We start from the raw sequence: 14,853 nt of genomic DNA on the forward strand, positions 1-14,853 counted from the left end.
TGGCCACTCATCCCAGACCCGCCAACCCCCGCCCGACCCGCGCCAGGTCCGCGTCCGAGGCCAACCCCGCGTGGTACAGCCGCAGTTCCGTGGCGCCCAGGTCCGCCGCCCGGGTCGCGTCGGCCGCGAGGGTCGCGGGGCTGCCGCCCATGCCGGTGACCACGGTGAGGTTGGCGGCCAGCACGGTCCCGTCGCCCGCGTGCTCGGCGAACGGCGTCAGGGCCTGCGCGCCGCCCGTGCAGGGCACGACCACGCCGTCGGCCACGGTGAGGATGTGCGCCGGGTCGACACCCGCGTTCGCGCCGCAGTGGTACGCGACCGGGTCCGCGTGCAGCAGCACCTGGAAGCCCGGCGGGGCCGCCGCGCGGACGGCGCCGATCGCGGCCTCCTGAAGCGTGCGGGCGGTTTCCTCGCGCCACGCGCGCGTCGCCGTCGCCCGCTCCACGCCGAGGAGCTTCTCGACGGACGCCCAGCCGGTGTCCTCGGCCCGGCCGCGCCAGAGCGGCTCCAGGGCGTCGCGCACGGCTGCCGCGAGCCCGTCGGGGTCGAGGCCCGTTCCGGCGTACCCCTCGCGGCAGGAGGCGCAGAAGCAGAGCGACATCAGGTACTGGCCCGCCTCGCCGAGGCCGACGCCGGCGATCTTGTCGTGGGCGTGCAGGTGGGCGAGGCCGTACCAGCCGCACGACTCCAGTTCGGTGCCGCTGGTCTCCGGGCGCGCGGCGGCCTCGGCGGCGAGGTCGACGAGGTACGCGCGCGTGGCGGGCTGCGCTACGCACGGCGCCCAGGGGTAGCGGTCTCCGTAGGCGTTGACCACGGACGTCGCCGGCTGCTCCGCGCCGAGGCGGGAGTTGTGGGCGAGGACGACCCAGCTGTGCACGTCGAGCCCGGCGGCACGCAACGCCTGCGCGGCCTCTCCGTAGGCATCGCCCGGCGCCCAGTCCCCTGCGGCGTACGGCCGCGGCACGCGCCCCTCCCACGCCTCCCCCGGCGGGTAGAGCACGGCGGCGTGCGCGGCCGTGACGATCCGGTGGCGCGGGTGGCGCGGGGTCAGCGCGCGCGTGGAGTGGTAGGCGGAGGCGAGGGTGACCTGCCGGACGCCGAGCGCGGCGATGCGGGCGGGCGCGTCCGGGTCGCCGACGACGTCCCAGGGGTAGAGGAACGCGGCGGCCTTCACGCGCCCGCCCCCGGGTGCGCGGTCCCCAGCAGCCCACGCCCCTGCTCGACGAGTTCGGCCAGGCGTTTGACGTGCTCGGCGGCGGGCTCGTGCAGCGGCGGGCGCACGGGGCCGACATCGAGGCCGCCGAGCCGCACGCCCGCCTTCACGAGGGAGACGGCGTAACCGCGGCCGAGGGCGCGCAGCTCCACGAAGGGCCGGTAGAAGCCGTCCAGGAGGCGGTTCACGGTGGCGTCGCCCTCGGGGGTCGCGGCGTTGAACGCCCGGTGGTAGGCGAGCGCGATGTCGGGCGCGAAGCAGAAGACGGCCGAGGAGTAGAGGCTCACGCCGATGCCGCGGTAGGCGAGGCCGGTCAGTTCGGCGGTCGGCAGGCCGTTGAAGTAGAGGAAGTCCCCGGGTACTTCGGCCCGCACGGCGCTGACCGTGCGCTGCATCAGGTCCATGTCGCCGAGGCCGTCCTTGAAGCCGATGACGCCTTCGGCGCGGGCGAGCGCGACGACCGTCTCCGGCGTGAGGACGGCGTTGTCGCGCTGGTAGACGATGACGTCCAGGGAGGTGGCCGCGGCGAGTTCGGTGTAGTGCCGCAGCAGCCCCTCCTGCCCGGCGACGACGAGGTAGGGCGGCATGGCGAGCAGCCCGTCGGCGCCCGCCTCCTCGGCCAGGCGCGCGTACCGCACGGCGAGCGCGGTGCCGTACCCCGCGCCGGCGACGACCGGCACCCGGCCCGCCGCCTCCTCGACTGCGGCGGCCACGCACTCCTGGAACTCCTCGGGAGTCAGGGCATGGAACTCGCCCGTGCCGCAGCAGGCGAAGACGGCCGCGGCGCCCGCCTCGATGCCGCCGCGCACATGGGTGCGGAAGGCGTCCAGGTCGACGGAGCCGTCGGGTCCGTACGCGGTGACCGGGAAGAACAACGGCCCGCTGGGGACGCGAAGTCGGGAAGCTAGAGGGGCTGACGTCACGGGCTCTCCCTAAGCGTGCAGGCGTGCACTTTCTGATTCCCGTGCACGTTCCTGATCCCCGTGCACGTTTCTGACTCATGTCCATATCCCTGAACACGGCCACGCTAAGGCGCCCCCTTGGGCCCGGTCAAGCCGATGAACTCCCCACACAGGAGCGGATTTACCGCCTTCGCGAGAGACTCGACGACACTTGACGGGGCGCGACCGTGATCCCTAGGTTGTCTACGGATGTGAATTCTGTACGTCCATACATACGGCCGCACGAGGAGACCCCGCATGCCCGCTCCCCGCACCGTCCTGCTCACCGGCGCCGCAGGCGGCCTCGGCACGCTGATGCGCGGGCACCTGCCGGCCCACGGCCACGATCTGCGCCTGCTCGACATGCGCGCCATCGAGGGCGAGCCGGACGCGATCGTCGCCGACCTCGCGGACCGCGAGGCGCTGCGCGAGGCCGTCCGCGGGGTCGACGCGGTCCTCCACCTGGCGGGCATCTCCCTGGAGTCCACCTTCGACAGAATCCTCAAGGCCAACATCGAAGGGACGTACAACCTCTACGAGGCGGCCCGCGAGGAAGGCGTGCGGCGGATCGTCTTCGCCTCCTCCAACCACGCGGTGGGGTTCACGCCCCGCCCGCAGGGCGACGACCCGCTGATCCCGGACGACACCCCGCACCGCCCCGACACGTTCTACGGCCTGTCGAAGTCCTTCGGCGAGGACCTCGCGCAGTTCTACTGGGACAAGCACGGCATCGAGACCGTCTCGGTCCGCATCGGCTCGTGCTTCCCCGAGCCGTCGAACGTACGGATGCTGTCGGTGTGGATGAGCCCTGCCGACGGCGCGCGGCTCTTCCACGCGGCGCTCACCGCCGAGGACGTCGGGCACGCCGTCGTCTACGGCTCGTCCGCCAACACCCGCCTGTGGTGGGACCTCTCCTCGGCGCGCGCCCTCGGCTACGAACCGCGGGACGACTCCGAGCGGTACGCGGCCAAGCTCATCGCCGAGCAGGGCGAACTGGACCCCGGCAACCCCGACCACGCCCACCTGGGCGGCCACTTCTGCACCCGCCCCCCGGTGTGGCCGCACTGACCCCCGGCCCCGCCCCGGGCGCCGAACGGGCGGCGGGCACCCCCGAAACGGGCACGGCCGCCGCCCGCGCCCCAGGCCGCCGCCCCGCCGAACGGGCACAAACGGGCAGCATCGCGTCCGCTGCGCACCTGGTCACCCCCCTGCCCGCGCTGTAGAACTTCCCCACAGGCCCGAACGGGCACGCCCCGACCCGGGGCTTCGACCAGGGGAATGACCAGGGGAAGGGGTGGCGCCGATGACCGCGGAGGAACGTCAGCGGCGGATCGTCGACGCGGCACGCCACTCCGGTTCCGTCGACGTGACGGCGCTCGCCGCCCAGCTCGGCGTCGCCAAGGAGACCGTCCGCCGCGATCTGCGCACCCTGGAGGACCACGGCCTGGTCCGCCGCACCCATGGCGGCGCCTATCCCGTGGAGAGCGCGGGCTTCGAGACCACCCTCGCCTTCCGCACCACCATGCACGTGCCGGAGAAGCGGCGCATCGCCGCCGCCGCGGCCGAACTGCTCGGCGACGCCGAGACCGTCTTCGTCGACGAGGGGTTCACGCCCCAGCTGACCGCCGAGGCACTGCCCGGCGCCGCGGCGGGGCGCCCGCTGACCGTGGTCACCGCCTCGCTCGCCGCCGCGGGCGCCCTCGCGGAGGCCGAGCACGTCACCGTGCTGCTGCTCGGCGGGCGGGTGCGGCCGGGCACGCTCGCCACCGTCGACCACTGGACGACCAAGATGCTGGCCGGGTTCGTCATCGACCTGGCGTACATCGGCGCCAACGGCATCTCCCGCGAGCACGGCCTGACGACGCCCGACCCGGCGGTGAGCGAGGTCAAGGCGCAGGCGATCAGGGCCTCGCGGCGCACCGTCTTCCTCGGCGTGCACACCAAGTTCGGCGCGACGAGCTTCTGCCGGTTCGCGGGCGTCGCCGACCTGGACGCGATCGTCACGAGCAGCCGCCTGCCCGCCTCGGAGGCGCACCGCTACTCCCTCCTCGGCCCCCAGGTCATCCGCGCCTGACGGCTCCCCGCCACGCGGCACACCGCGCCTCCACACGCCGCGGCATGCCCGGAACATCCGTAATCCTCCCCCTACGTCCAGGAGCAATTCATGCGAACCCCGAGCCGACGACGAAGGCCGCGCGCGCTCGCCGCGGCCGCCGCAGGGACGCTGCTCACCCCGCTGCTCGCCGGCTGCTGGACCGGTGCGGGCGGGGCCGGTTCAGGCGACTCCCTGAACGTCCTCATGGTGAACAACCCGCAGATGCTCCAGCTGCGCAAGCTCACCGCCGCCCACTTCACCGCGGAGACGGGCATCAAGGTGAACTTCACCGTCCTGCCCGAGAACGACGTCCGCGACAAGATCAGCCAGGACTTCGCCAACCAGGCGGGGCAGTACGACGTCGCCACCCTGAGCAACTACGAGATACCGATCTACGCCAGGAACGGCTGGCTGCACGAGGTCGGCTCCTACGCCCGCGAGGACACCGCGTACGACGAGAAGGACGTCCTGCCGCCCATGAGGCAGTCCCTCGCCGGAGAGGACGGCAAGCTCTACGGACAGCCCTTCTACGGAGAGTCGTCCTTCCTGATGTACCGCAAGGACGTCTTCAAGAAGGCGGGCCTCACCATGCCCGAGCACCCCACCTGGCAGCAGGTGGCGGACCTCGCCGCCCGGGTGGACGGCGAGGAGCCGGGGATGAAGGGCATCTGCCTGCGCGGCCTGCCCGGCTGGGGCGAGGTGATGGCCCCGCTGACGACCGTGGTGAACACCTTCGGGGGCACCTGGTTCGACAAGGACTGGAAGGCCCGCCTGAACGCCCCCGAGTTCAAGAAGGCGACCCGCTTCTACGTGGACCTCGTGCGCGAGCACGGCCAGGCCGGGGCCGCCCAGTCCGGCTATGCCGAGTGCCTCAACAACCTCACCCAGGGCAAGACCGCCATGTGGTACGACGCGACGGCCGCCGCCGGATCACTGGAGTCCGCCAAGTCCCCGGTCAAGGGCAAGATCGGCTATGTGCCCGCCCCGGTGGTGCGGACCAGGAGCTCCGGGTGGCTCTACACGTGGGCCTGGGGCATGCAGAAGGCCTCGCGGAACCCGGACAAGGCCTGGAAGTTCATCTCCTGGGCGTCCGGCAAGGAGTACGAGAGGCTCGTCGGCGAGAAGACCGGCTGGTCCAACGTCCCCGCGGGCAAACGCGCCTCGACGTACGCGAATCCCGCCTACCGCAAGGAAGCCGCCGCCTTCCAGGACGTCACCCGCGCCGCCATCGAGGGCGCCAGGCCCCGCGACCCTGGTGTGCAGCCCCGGCCCGCGCCCGGCATCCAGTTCGTCGGCATCCCCGAGTTCACCGACCTCGGCACCAAGGTCTCCCAGGAGATCAGCGCGGCCATCGCCGGGCGCCAGTCCGTCGACGCCGCCCTGGACACGTCCCAGCGGCTCGCCGAAAAGATCTCCGAGGAGTACGAGGGACGATGACCGCCACAGCCTCCGGCACCGCTCCCGTCGGCCACGCGCGCGTGCCCGCCGCCAACCCTCCCGGCACCCCGGGCCGGCTGCGCGCCTGGGCCACCAGGGCGCCCCTGCTGCCCGCCCTGATCTTCATGATCACCGTGACCCAGCTGCCGTTCGTGGCCACCTTGGTGATCTCGTTCTTCGACTGGAACGCCCTCTACCCGAACGCCCGCAGCTTCACCTGGTTCGCCAACTACTCCGAGGTCCTCACCGACCCCGACCTGCGCGAGTCCGTCCTGACCACGATCCTGCTCACGGTCTCCGTCGTCCTCGCGAGCCTGGTCCTCGGGCTCGTCCTCGCGCTGCTCCTCAACCGGCGGTTCAAGGGGCGCGGGCTCGTGCGCACGCTCCTGATCGCGCCGTTCCTGCTGGTGCCGGTGGCCGCCGCGCTGCTGTGGAAGCACGTGCTCTACAACCCCGAGTACGGCCTTCTCAACGGCCTCCTGCACTGGGCCGGCGGGGACGGTGCCGCCCAGCCCGACTGGATCTCGGACACCCCGCTGCCGGCCATCGAGGCCTCCCTGGTGTGGCAGTGGACGCCCTTCATGATGCTGATCCTGCTCGCGGGGCTGCAGAGCCGTGACCCCCAGCTGATCGAGGCGGCCCGCATGGACGGGGCCGGCGACTGGCAGGTCTTCCGCCATCTGACCCTGCCCCACCTGCGCCGCTACCTCGAATTGGGCGCGCTGCTCGGCTCGGTCTACATCGTGCAGAACTTCGACGCCGTCTTCACGCTCACCTCGGGCGGTCTCGGCACCGCCAACCTGCCCTACACCGTCTACCAGAGCTTCTACCAGGCGCACGAGAACGGCCTGGCCTCCGCGGCCGGGGTACTCGTCGTCATCGGCTCGGTCATCATCGCGACCTTCGCGCTGCGGGTCGTCTCGTCCCTCTTCCGTGAGGAGGTGTCCCGCTGATGAGTGCCGCACGCACCAAGGGAGCCGTCCTGGGGCTCGTCGCCTGGCTCGCCGGGATCCTGTTCTTCCTGCCCATCGCCTGGATGACGCTGACCTCCTTCCACTCGGAGGAGGACGCCGCCACCAACCCGCCCTCGGTCGCCGCCTCGCTCACCCTGGACGGCTACCGCGAGTTCTTCGGCGCGGGCGGCGGCGCGAGCCCCTGGCCCGCGCTCATCAACTCGACCGTGGCGTCGCTCGCCTCGACCCTGTGCGTGCTCGTGCTGGCCCTGCCCGCCGCGTACGCCCTGTCCATCAGGCCCGTGAAGAAGTGGACGGACGTGCTCTTCTTCTTCCTGTCCACGAAGATGCTGCCGGTGGTGGCGGGCCTGCTGCCGCTCTACCTCTTCGCCAAGAACACCGGTCTGCTCGACAACATCTGGCTGCTCGTCATCCTCTACACCTCGATGAACCTGCCGATCGCGGTGTGGATGATGCAGTCCTTCCTCGCCGAGGTGCCCAGAGCGGTCATCGAGGCCGCGCAGATCGACGGGGCACGGCTGCCCACCGTCCTCGCGCGCGTGGTGGCGCCCATCGCGCTGCCCGGCATCGCCGCGACCTCCCTGATCTGCTTCATCTTCAGCTGGAACGAACTGCTCTTCGCGCGGGTGCTCACGGGCGTCGTCGCCCAGACCGCGCCCGTCTTCCTGACCGGCTTCATCACCAGCCAGGGCCTGTTCCTGGCGAAGGTGTGCGCCGCGTCGCTCGTGATCTCCCTGCCGGTGCTCGCCGCGGGGTTCGCCGCCCAGGACAAGCTGGTCCAGGGCCTGTCGTTGGGAGCCGTGAAATGAAGGCCGCGATCGTCGAGTCGGTGGGCAAGGTCGTCGTCGGTGAGGTGCCCGACCCGACGCCGGGGCCCCGCGAGGTCGTCGTGGAGGTCGCCGCCTGCGGCCTGTGCGGCACCGATCTGCACATCCGCCAGGGCGAGTTCGCGCCGAGGCTGCCGGTGGTGCCCGGCCACGAGTTCGCCGGCACCGTCGTCGCCCTCGGCCGTGACGTGAGCGAACTGGCGGCCGGTGACCGGGTCGCCGTGGATCCCTCGCTGCACTGCCACGAGTGCCGCTACTGCCGGGCCGGGCGGGGCAACCTGTGCGAGCGGTGGGCCGCCATCGGGGTGACCACGGCGGGCGGGGCCGCCCAGTACGCGGCGGCGCCCGCCGCCAACTGCGTACGCCTGCCCGATCACGTACGCGCCCGGGACGCGGCCCTCATCGAACCGCTGTCCTGCGCGGTGCGCGGCTACGACGTCCTCCGGTCGAGGCTCGGCGCGCACGTGCTGATCTACGGCTCGGGGACGATGGGCCTGATGATGCTGGAACTCGCCAAGCGGACCGGCGCGGCGAGCGTCGACGTGGTCGACCTCAACCCACGGCGGCTGGCGACGGCGCAGCGGCTCGGTGTCTCGGCGGCGGCGGCCGGTGCCGACGAGCTGGACCGGCCGGGCGGCTGGGACGTCGTGATCGACGCGACGGGCAACGCCGCCGCCATCCAGGACGGCCTGGACCGGGTCGCCAAGGCGGGCACGTTCCTCCAGTTCGGCGTCGCCGACTACGCCACGCGGGTCACCGTCGACCCGTACCGCATCTACAACCAGGAGATCACCATCACCGGTTCGATGGCCGTCCTGCACAGCTTCGAGCGGGCGGCCGAGCTGTTCGCGGCGGGGGTGCTCGACCCGGAGGTGTTCATCAGCGACCGGCTGCCGCTGGACGACTATCCGCGGGCGCTGGACCAGTTCGCGGCAGGAGTGGGGCGGAAGACCGTCGTCGTGCCGTGATCCGCGCCGCCCGGTAATTCGGTACCGGCCGGGCGCGGCCGGAGCATACGCTCCCGGCCATGCCGAGACCTCATGGATTCACCTACGAGCAGCGCGCCGACGGCAGCGTCGTCATCACCCATGGCGCACGCGCCGCCGGGACGCTGCGCGGCCCCCGCGCCGAGCGGTTCATCGCCGAGCTCGCGGGCGGGGACCCGCAGCTGGTGATGGCCCGCTGGACCGGCAACTACAGGCGGGGAAACGAGAAGGCGGCGCGGGCCCATCCGCGCAACCGCGGCTGAGGAGCGTCGCCCCGCATGGCCGGGAAAAACCTTGCCCGGGTAAGGGAACGGTAAAGCGGGGTCGTTCGTTACCCCTGGCATGACAGCTATGACCCCCGGCTCGAACATCCCGCTGACCGCCGCCCGCGTGGCGGTGGACGTCGCCGCTCCGGTGCGGCTCGACGTATCGGGCCTGCTGCTCACCGCCGACGGCAAGGTGCGCTCCGACGACGACTTCATCTTCTTCAACCAGCCCTCGGGGCCCGGTGTGACGTACCAGTCGGGCGGTGGCACGACCCCCGACAAGATCACCGTGGACACGGCCGCCGTGCCGTCCGGCATCGAGAAGATCGTCGTGACCGCGAGTCCGGACGCGGCGGGCCAGAGCTTCCAGGGCATCGAGCCCACCGCCACCATTCGCAACGCGGACGACGGTTCCGTGCTCGCCACCTTCACCCCGCCGCAGCTCGGCACCGAGACGGCCCTGGTGATCGTCGAGATCTACCTGCGCAACGGCGCGTGGAAGGCCCGCGCGGTCGGCCAGGGGTATGCGAACGGCCTGGCCGGCATCGCCACGGACTTCGGCGTCTCGGTCGAGGAGCCCGCCCCGGCACCGGCCGCCGCGCCCGCCGCCCCGATGGCGCCCCCCATGGCCCCTCCGGCGGGGCAGCCGGTCCAGGGGCCGCCGCCGGTGGCCGACCCGCGCCAGGCCGCGCCCGCCGCTCCCCCGGCCCCCGCCGCGCCCGTCCCCGGCGCCGGGAAGATCAACCTGGACAAGGGCCGGGTCAGCCTCCAGAAGAACCAGACGGTGTCCCTGGTCAAGGGCGGCAAGCCGCTGCTCTCCCAGGTCAAGATGGGCCTCGGCTGGGAGCCCGCGTTCCGTGGCAAGGACATCGACCTGGACGCCTCCGTCATCGCGTACGGCCCGAACCGCAACCACGTCGACAGCTGCTACTTCGGCAAGCTCTCGATCGTGAACGGCGCGATCAAGCACTCCGGTGACAACCTCACGGGCGAGGGCGGCGGTGACGACGAGGTGATCGTCGTCGACCTCGGCCGCCTCCCCCAGGACGTCACGGGCCTGGTCTTCACGGTGAACTCGTTCTCCGGCCAGAAGTTCACGGAGGTCGCGAAGGCCTACTGCCGTCTGATGGACGCGGCGACCGGCGAGGAGCTGGTCCGCTTCGACCTGACCAACGCCGAGGCGCAGACCGGCGTCATGATGGCCAAGCTGATCAAGCAGTTCACCGGCGAGTGGGAAATGACCGGCATGGGGCAGTTCGTGAAGTCCCGTACGGTGCGTGGCATGGTGAAGCCCGCGGCCCAGGCGCTGTAGGCGGACATGCGTGAGGGGCGGCGGACCGCGCATCGCGGCCCGCCGCCCCTCACGTGTGTCGGATCAGGTCTTCGGGTGTCAGAGCTTGGCGAGCTTCGGGTAGGGACTCAGGAACCGTCCCTGACGGCCCGCGAAGTCGATGACGACCGCGTCCTCTCCCTCGACGCCGACGATCCTCCCGAGTCCGTACTGGTCGTGGGAGACCCGGTCACCCACGGCGAACTGCTCTACGGGTGGGGCGGGCGGAGCGGGCACGTTGAAGGGACTGTTCGGCAGGTGGCGGCGCGAGCCGGCGGGCCTCGTCATATTCGAAGTATGCGCCCCCGGACACCCCCCGCACCATGCTCCGAGCTCACACCGCCCTCACATCGGTATGGAACAGACACACAAACCCCTCCACCGACGGCCGTCGCGGGGCCCGAAGCGACCCGAAAGGGGTAACGGGGATCACGGTGCCCGGTCGGCCCGCCCGCCCCCGGCGGCCGCAACCGTACGATGCCTCACAGGCGTCGCACAGACCGACAGAGCACAGATCGTCCTGTCATCGAAAGGGTCCCGCCGGGGCCCGCTGGAAGGAGCACCCGTGGACGTCGGCGGGTACCGGATCGTTTCGCTGCTCGGCGAGAGCAGCATGGGCCGTGTCCACCTCGCGCGGTCCGCGTCCGGGCAGCCGGTCGCCGTCAAGACGGTCCACGCGCGGCTCGCGGCCGACCCGGGCTTCCGTGAGCGCTTCCGGCGCGAGGCGGCCGCCGCGCGCGCCGTGACCGGGCGGTACTCGGCCGCCGTGCTCGACGCCGGTCCGGACGCGGCGGAGCCGTGGGTGGCGATCGAGTTCTGCGCGGGGCCCGGCCTGCCGGAAGCGGTGGGCACCTACGGTCCGCTGGGCGACGCCGAGCTGGGCGCGCTGGGCGCGGCGCTCGCCGAGGCCCTCGCGGGCGTGCACGCGGCGGGCGTCCTGCACCGTGCCGTGAAGCCGTCGAACGTCGTCGTCACCCGGGACGGTCCGAAGCTCCTCGGCCTCGGCGTCGCCGGGCGCGCGGCCGCCGAGAGCCTCGCCGCGGCCGGGCGGCCCCAGCTCGCCCGGCTTCCTCGCCCCGAGCTGCTGACGGGGACGCCCGGCCGGGGCCCGCCGCCGATGTGTTCGCGCTCGGCGCGGTCCTCGCGGTGGCGGCGACCGGCCGCGGCCCGTTCGGCTCGGGGCGCGCGCCCGAGGTGCTCTCCCGCACGCTGTACGAGGAGCCGGACCTGCTCGGCGTGCCGGGCGACGCCTGGCCCTGGTTCCTCGGCCGCTGCCTGGCGCGCGACCCCGCGCGCCGCCCGTCGGTCCCGGAGGCACTGGCCTGGTGCGCGGGGCGGGCGGCCACGCCCCCGTGGTGGGAGACGGAGCCGATCGCCGGCCTGATCCGCCTCCAGGAGGACGAGATGGCGGAGCTGTCGACGTGGGACGCGGAGGGCGGCGCGGCCCCCGGTGACGAGATGGTCGACCTCGGCCTCCTGGGCGCCTTCGGTGCCGTTCCGCGAGAGCGGCCCGCCACCCCCGCCGCCGTCCCGACGGATCCCCGTTCCCCCTGGTGACCACGGGGGCCAGGGGGCGTCAGCGGGGACGTCAGCGGCGCTGTCGCTTCCAGGGGCCGGTGATCGCCAGCAGGATGCCGGGCGACTGGATGCTCGCGTACAGCGTCCTTCCGTCGGGCGAGAAGGTGACGCCCGCGAACTCGCTGTACTTCGGGTCGTCCGCCGTGCCGGCGTTGAGTTCGTTGCGCGCGATGGGGTACGTCCGGCCGCGCTCCGTCGCACCGAACAGGTGCTGGACGCCGTCGCCGTCCTCCGCGACGACCAGGCCGCCGTACGGCGAGACGGTGATGTTGTCGGGGCCGTCCAGGGCGCCGTCGCGGTCCGGGTCGGGGTTGACGCCGAGCAGGACCTTCAGGGTGAGGGTGCGGCGGCCGGGGTGGTAGAACCACACCTGTCCGTCGTGCTGGACGGGGCTCTCGCCGCGGGCGTAGGAGGCCACGATGTAGACGCCGCCGTCGCCCCACCACATGCCTTCGAGCTTGCGGGCGCGCGTGATGTCGCCGTCGTCGAACTGCTGGCGCACCGGCACCGTCCGCGCGTCGCGGTCGGGCACCTCCACCCAGTCGACGCCGTACACCGTGCCGATCCTGGTGGCGCGGGAGAGGTCGTCGACGAAGCGGCCGCCGGAGTCGAAGCACTTGGGCGCCTTCAGGACGCCCGCGTCGTCGGCGAGGGTGCGCAGCCTGCCGCGGCCGTGCTCGAAGCCGTGCGGCGGGGTCCAGCGGTAGAGGAGGCCGTTGGGCCCCGAGGCGTCCTCGGTGAGGTAGAGGTGGCCGCGCCGAGGGTCGACGACGACGGCCTCGTGGGCGTAGCGGCCGAGGGCCTTGACGGGCTTGGGGGCGAGGTTGGCGCGGCGGTCATTGGGGCCTCCCCTGCTCGAACGCAGTTGAGAGCTTGGGGAAGGATCGACCTCGAAGACGTAGCCGTGGTCCTTGGTCATGCCGTTCTGGCCGGCCCTGTCCTCGGTCTCCTCGCAGGTCAGCCAGGTGCCCCAGGGGGTGCTGCCGCCGGCGCAGTTGGTGGCGGTGCCCGCGATGCCGACCCACTCGGCGACGTGCCCGTCGCGGCGGACCTCGACGACGGTGCAGCCGCCGGACGCGGCGGGGTCGTAGACGAGTCCGTCGGCGAGCGGGACGGGGTGCTTCCACTTGCTGCGGGGGCCGCTCAGCTCGTGGTTGTTGACGAGGAGGGTGGTGCCGCGCGGGCCCGCGAAGGCGGCGGTCCCGTCGTGGTTGGAGGGCGTGTACTCGCCGCTCTCCAGCCGGGTCTTCCCGCTGTGGGTGAGGACGCGGTACGAGAATCCCGCGGGCAGGGCCAGCAGGCCCTTCGGGTCGGGGATCAGCGGGCCGTAGCCGGGACCGCCGTGGCCGCGCGCGTGCGTACCGTCCGCGGCGTCGGCGCCGTCGATGCCGTCGAACTCCGTGGCGGCGAGGGCGCCTGGCGCGGTGGCGAGCGCGCCGACGCTGCCGGCCAGGGCGATCCCCGCCCCGGTCATCGCGGAGCGTCTGGTGAAGTCCCTGCGGGCGAGCGACATGGTCTCTCCTGAGGCGCGAAGGCGGAATTCGTAGGACCGGACCGGCCATCGGGCTGCCGTCGGCGAAACGGTCCCGCCTCCGCTTGAACGGCGGTTGAACGCCGTCCGACGCCGAAGGGCCACCTTCCGTGAACCTGACCGTCCTCCGGTGAGCGGGACGCTCCCGCTCACCGGACGGCTGGCTCACCGGACGGCCGGCTCCGTCACAGGCCCTGCTGCGACCTCGCCTTGAAGGCCGCCTTCCGTGCTTCCTTGGCCACCTTCTTGTCGGGGTGCAGCCGCCCCATCGCTTCGAGGACGTCCGCCGTGGCGGGGTGCTCCACGCGCCACGCCGTGGCGAAGAAGCCGCTGTGCTGCTGGGCGAGGCCCTCGACGAGGCCCTGGAGCTCCTCGGAGTTGCCCTCGGCGGCGAGCTGCGCGGCGATCGTGTCGATGGTCAGCCAGAAGACGAGCGCCTCCGACGGCGCGGGCACGTCGGCGGCGCCGTGCTCGGCGAGCCACACCCGGGCGAGCCCGCCGAGCTCCGGGTCGTCGAGCACTTCGCGCAGCGCGGGCTCCGCCTCGTCGCCGACCAGGGACAGCGCCTGCTGGCAGCGGAGCCTGCGCAGCGGCGCGCCCTCGTCGCCGCCGCGCGCCGCGGCCAGCAACTCCCGTGCCGCGCCGAGCGGTTCGTGCCGGTCGAGCCACTGCTCGATCTCGGCCTGCGCGGCGGCCTGCGGGAAGCCGGAGGTGCCCTCCAGGAGCACGTCCGCACCCTTGTCGGCGAGTTCGCCGACGGCCGGCGCGTCGACGCCGGCCTCCAGCATGCGGGCGCGGATGCCGTAGAGGCCGAGCGGGGTGAGCCGCACCATGCCGTAGCGGGTGACGTCCTCGTCGTCGACCGGCGCGGGCTCGGCCACCGGGCCCGTTTCGTCGATCTCCGCCATGAGGGCCTCGTCGACCGGCTGGTACTCGACCAGGCCGAGCGGTTCGAAGAGGCGGAACTGGTCGTCGAGCTTCATCATCGCGTCCGACACCTGCTCCAGGACGTCGTCCGTGGGCTCGCCCATGTCGTCGGGGACGATCATCGAGGCGGCGAGCGCGGGCAGCGGCACCGGGCCCTCACCGCCCGCGGCGTCGCCCACGGTGAGCAGGTAGAGGTTGCCGAGGACGCCGTCCAGGAAGTCCGCCTCGGCCTGCGGGTCCCAGCCGAGCTCGGCGAAGTCGACCTCGCCCTTCTCCTCCAGGACGTCGAGGAGGTCCTCCATGTCGGGCACGGTGGCGTCCGCGTACACGGTGTCGAGGGCGCCGAGCCAGATGCCGAGGACGTCCTGCGGGCCGCCGGAGGAGAGCAGCGCGAGCTCCTCGCCCTGGGTGACGGTGCCCTCCCCGCCCTCCTCCTGTGCGTCCGCGACCTCCACCAGGCCGGTGTCCACGGCGATCCGCCAGGCCTCGCTCGCGTACGCCGCCGCGTCGGGGTCACCCGCGTCGAGCCCCAGCTCGGCGGCGGCCGCAGGGAGCTGGGCCTCGACGAGTTCGCCGCCCGCGCCGACCCTGGTCCCAGGACCTGCCCAGCGGGCGAGCCGCACGGCGCGGGAGAGCAGCGGTGTGGCGAGCGCGGCCCGCGCGAGCTCCGCTTCGGAGTGCAGCAGCACCGGCGGCAGGGTGGCGGGGCTTACGGACATCGGCTGGTTCTCCTCCGAGGGTGCGGGGC

14 protein-coding genes and 1 pseudogene are annotated in these 14,853 nt (G+C 72.8%); 10 read left to right on the forward strand and 5 right to left on the reverse strand.

Annotated elements, in window-relative coordinates:
• Positions 1-7: 7 nt before the first annotated feature.
• Positions 8-1,174: a hypothetical protein gene (locus tag KKZ08_RS08955; protein WP_223773939.1), complete on the reverse strand. Its 1,167-nt coding sequence runs from the start codon at positions 1,172-1,174 to the stop codon at positions 8-10.
• Positions 1,171-2,136 (reverse strand): 5-dehydro-4-deoxyglucarate dehydratase, encoded by a 966-nt coding sequence (locus tag KKZ08_RS08960; protein ID WP_223773940.1) that lies wholly within the window; start codon positions 2,134-2,136, stop codon positions 1,171-1,173. Before KKZ08_RS08960 ends, KKZ08_RS08955 begins: the two co-directional genes overlap by 4 nt.
• 276 nt (positions 2,137-2,412) lie before the next feature.
• Between KKZ08_RS08960 and KKZ08_RS08965 the strand changes: the two genes are divergently transcribed.
• The 8 genes from KKZ08_RS08965 to KKZ08_RS09000 all read left to right on the forward strand — a co-directional run bounded on the left by KKZ08_RS08965 (position 2,413) and on the right by KKZ08_RS09000 (position 10,051).
• On the forward strand, positions 2,413-3,222 hold the full coding sequence (locus KKZ08_RS08965) for an NAD(P)-dependent oxidoreductase (RefSeq protein WP_223773941.1): 810 nt from the start codon (positions 2,413-2,415) through the stop codon (positions 3,220-3,222).
• A gap of 235 nt (positions 3,223-3,457) precedes the next feature.
• On the forward strand, positions 3,458-4,228 hold the full coding sequence (locus tag KKZ08_RS08970) for a DeoR/GlpR family DNA-binding transcription regulator (RefSeq protein ID WP_223773942.1): 771 nt from the start codon (positions 3,458-3,460) through the stop codon (positions 4,226-4,228).
• A 90-nt stretch (positions 4,229-4,318) separates the two neighbouring features.
• Complete coding sequence (locus tag KKZ08_RS08975; protein ID WP_223773943.1) at positions 4,319-5,686, forward strand: sugar ABC transporter substrate-binding protein; 1,368 nt, start codon at positions 4,319-4,321, stop codon at positions 5,684-5,686.
• Positions 5,683-6,639, forward strand: coding sequence for a sugar ABC transporter permease (locus KKZ08_RS08980; protein ID WP_223773944.1), 957 nt, complete (start codon positions 5,683-5,685; stop codon positions 6,637-6,639). The genes KKZ08_RS08975 and KKZ08_RS08980 overlap by 4 nt, the downstream gene beginning before the upstream one ends.
• A complete protein-coding gene (locus KKZ08_RS08985; protein ID WP_223773945.1) occupies positions 6,639-7,469 on the forward strand; it encodes a carbohydrate ABC transporter permease in 831 nt (276 codons plus the stop codon). Before KKZ08_RS08980 ends, KKZ08_RS08985 begins: the two co-directional genes overlap by 1 nt.
• Positions 7,466-8,455: a zinc-dependent alcohol dehydrogenase family protein gene (locus KKZ08_RS08990; protein ID WP_223773946.1), complete on the forward strand. Its 990-nt coding sequence runs from the start codon at positions 7,466-7,468 to the stop codon at positions 8,453-8,455. Before KKZ08_RS08985 ends, KKZ08_RS08990 begins: the two co-directional genes overlap by 4 nt.
• A 59-nt stretch (positions 8,456-8,514) precedes the next feature.
• On the forward strand, positions 8,515-8,736 hold the full coding sequence (locus tag KKZ08_RS08995; RefSeq protein WP_223773947.1) for a hypothetical protein: 222 nt from the start codon (positions 8,515-8,517) through the stop codon (positions 8,734-8,736).
• 88 nt (positions 8,737-8,824) lie between these two features.
• Positions 8,825-10,051, forward strand: a complete 1,227-nt coding sequence (locus KKZ08_RS09000; protein ID WP_223778965.1) for a TerD family protein — start codon at positions 8,825-8,827, stop codon at positions 10,049-10,051.
• A gap of 78 nt (positions 10,052-10,129) precedes the next feature.
• Here KKZ08_RS09000 and KKZ08_RS09005 read toward each other — a convergent pair whose 3' ends face one another.
• A complete protein-coding gene (locus KKZ08_RS09005; protein WP_030784272.1) occupies positions 10,130-10,357 on the reverse strand; it encodes a CarD family transcriptional regulator in 228 nt (75 codons plus the stop codon).
• A gap of 325 nt (positions 10,358-10,682) precedes the next feature.
• Here KKZ08_RS09005 and KKZ08_RS38610 point away from each other — a divergent pair.
• Both KKZ08_RS38610 and KKZ08_RS09015 read left to right on the forward strand, forming a co-directional pair.
• Positions 10,683-11,039, forward strand: a pseudogene (locus KKZ08_RS38610) (serine/threonine protein kinase); the annotation flags it as partial.
• A 149-nt stretch (positions 11,040-11,188) separates the two neighbouring features.
• Complete coding sequence (locus tag KKZ08_RS09015; RefSeq protein ID WP_223779373.1) at positions 11,189-11,626, forward strand: hypothetical protein; 438 nt, start codon at positions 11,189-11,191, stop codon at positions 11,624-11,626.
• Positions 11,627-11,657: 31 nt separating this feature from the next.
• Here KKZ08_RS09015 and KKZ08_RS09020 read toward each other — a convergent pair whose 3' ends face one another.
• Positions 11,658-13,160 (reverse strand): alkaline phosphatase PhoX, encoded by a 1,503-nt coding sequence (locus KKZ08_RS09020; protein ID WP_223773948.1) that lies wholly within the window; start codon positions 13,158-13,160, stop codon positions 11,658-11,660.
• A gap of 203 nt (positions 13,161-13,363) precedes the next feature.
• On the reverse strand, positions 13,364-14,824 hold the full coding sequence (locus KKZ08_RS09025) for a hypothetical protein (RefSeq protein ID WP_223773949.1): 1,461 nt from the start codon (positions 14,822-14,824) through the stop codon (positions 13,364-13,366).
• Positions 14,825-14,853 lie beyond the last annotated feature (29 nt).

This window comes from Streptomyces sp. 135, assembly GCF_020026305.1.
In the GTDB taxonomy this organism is placed as follows: domain Bacteria; phylum Actinomycetota; class Actinomycetes; order Streptomycetales; family Streptomycetaceae; genus Streptomyces.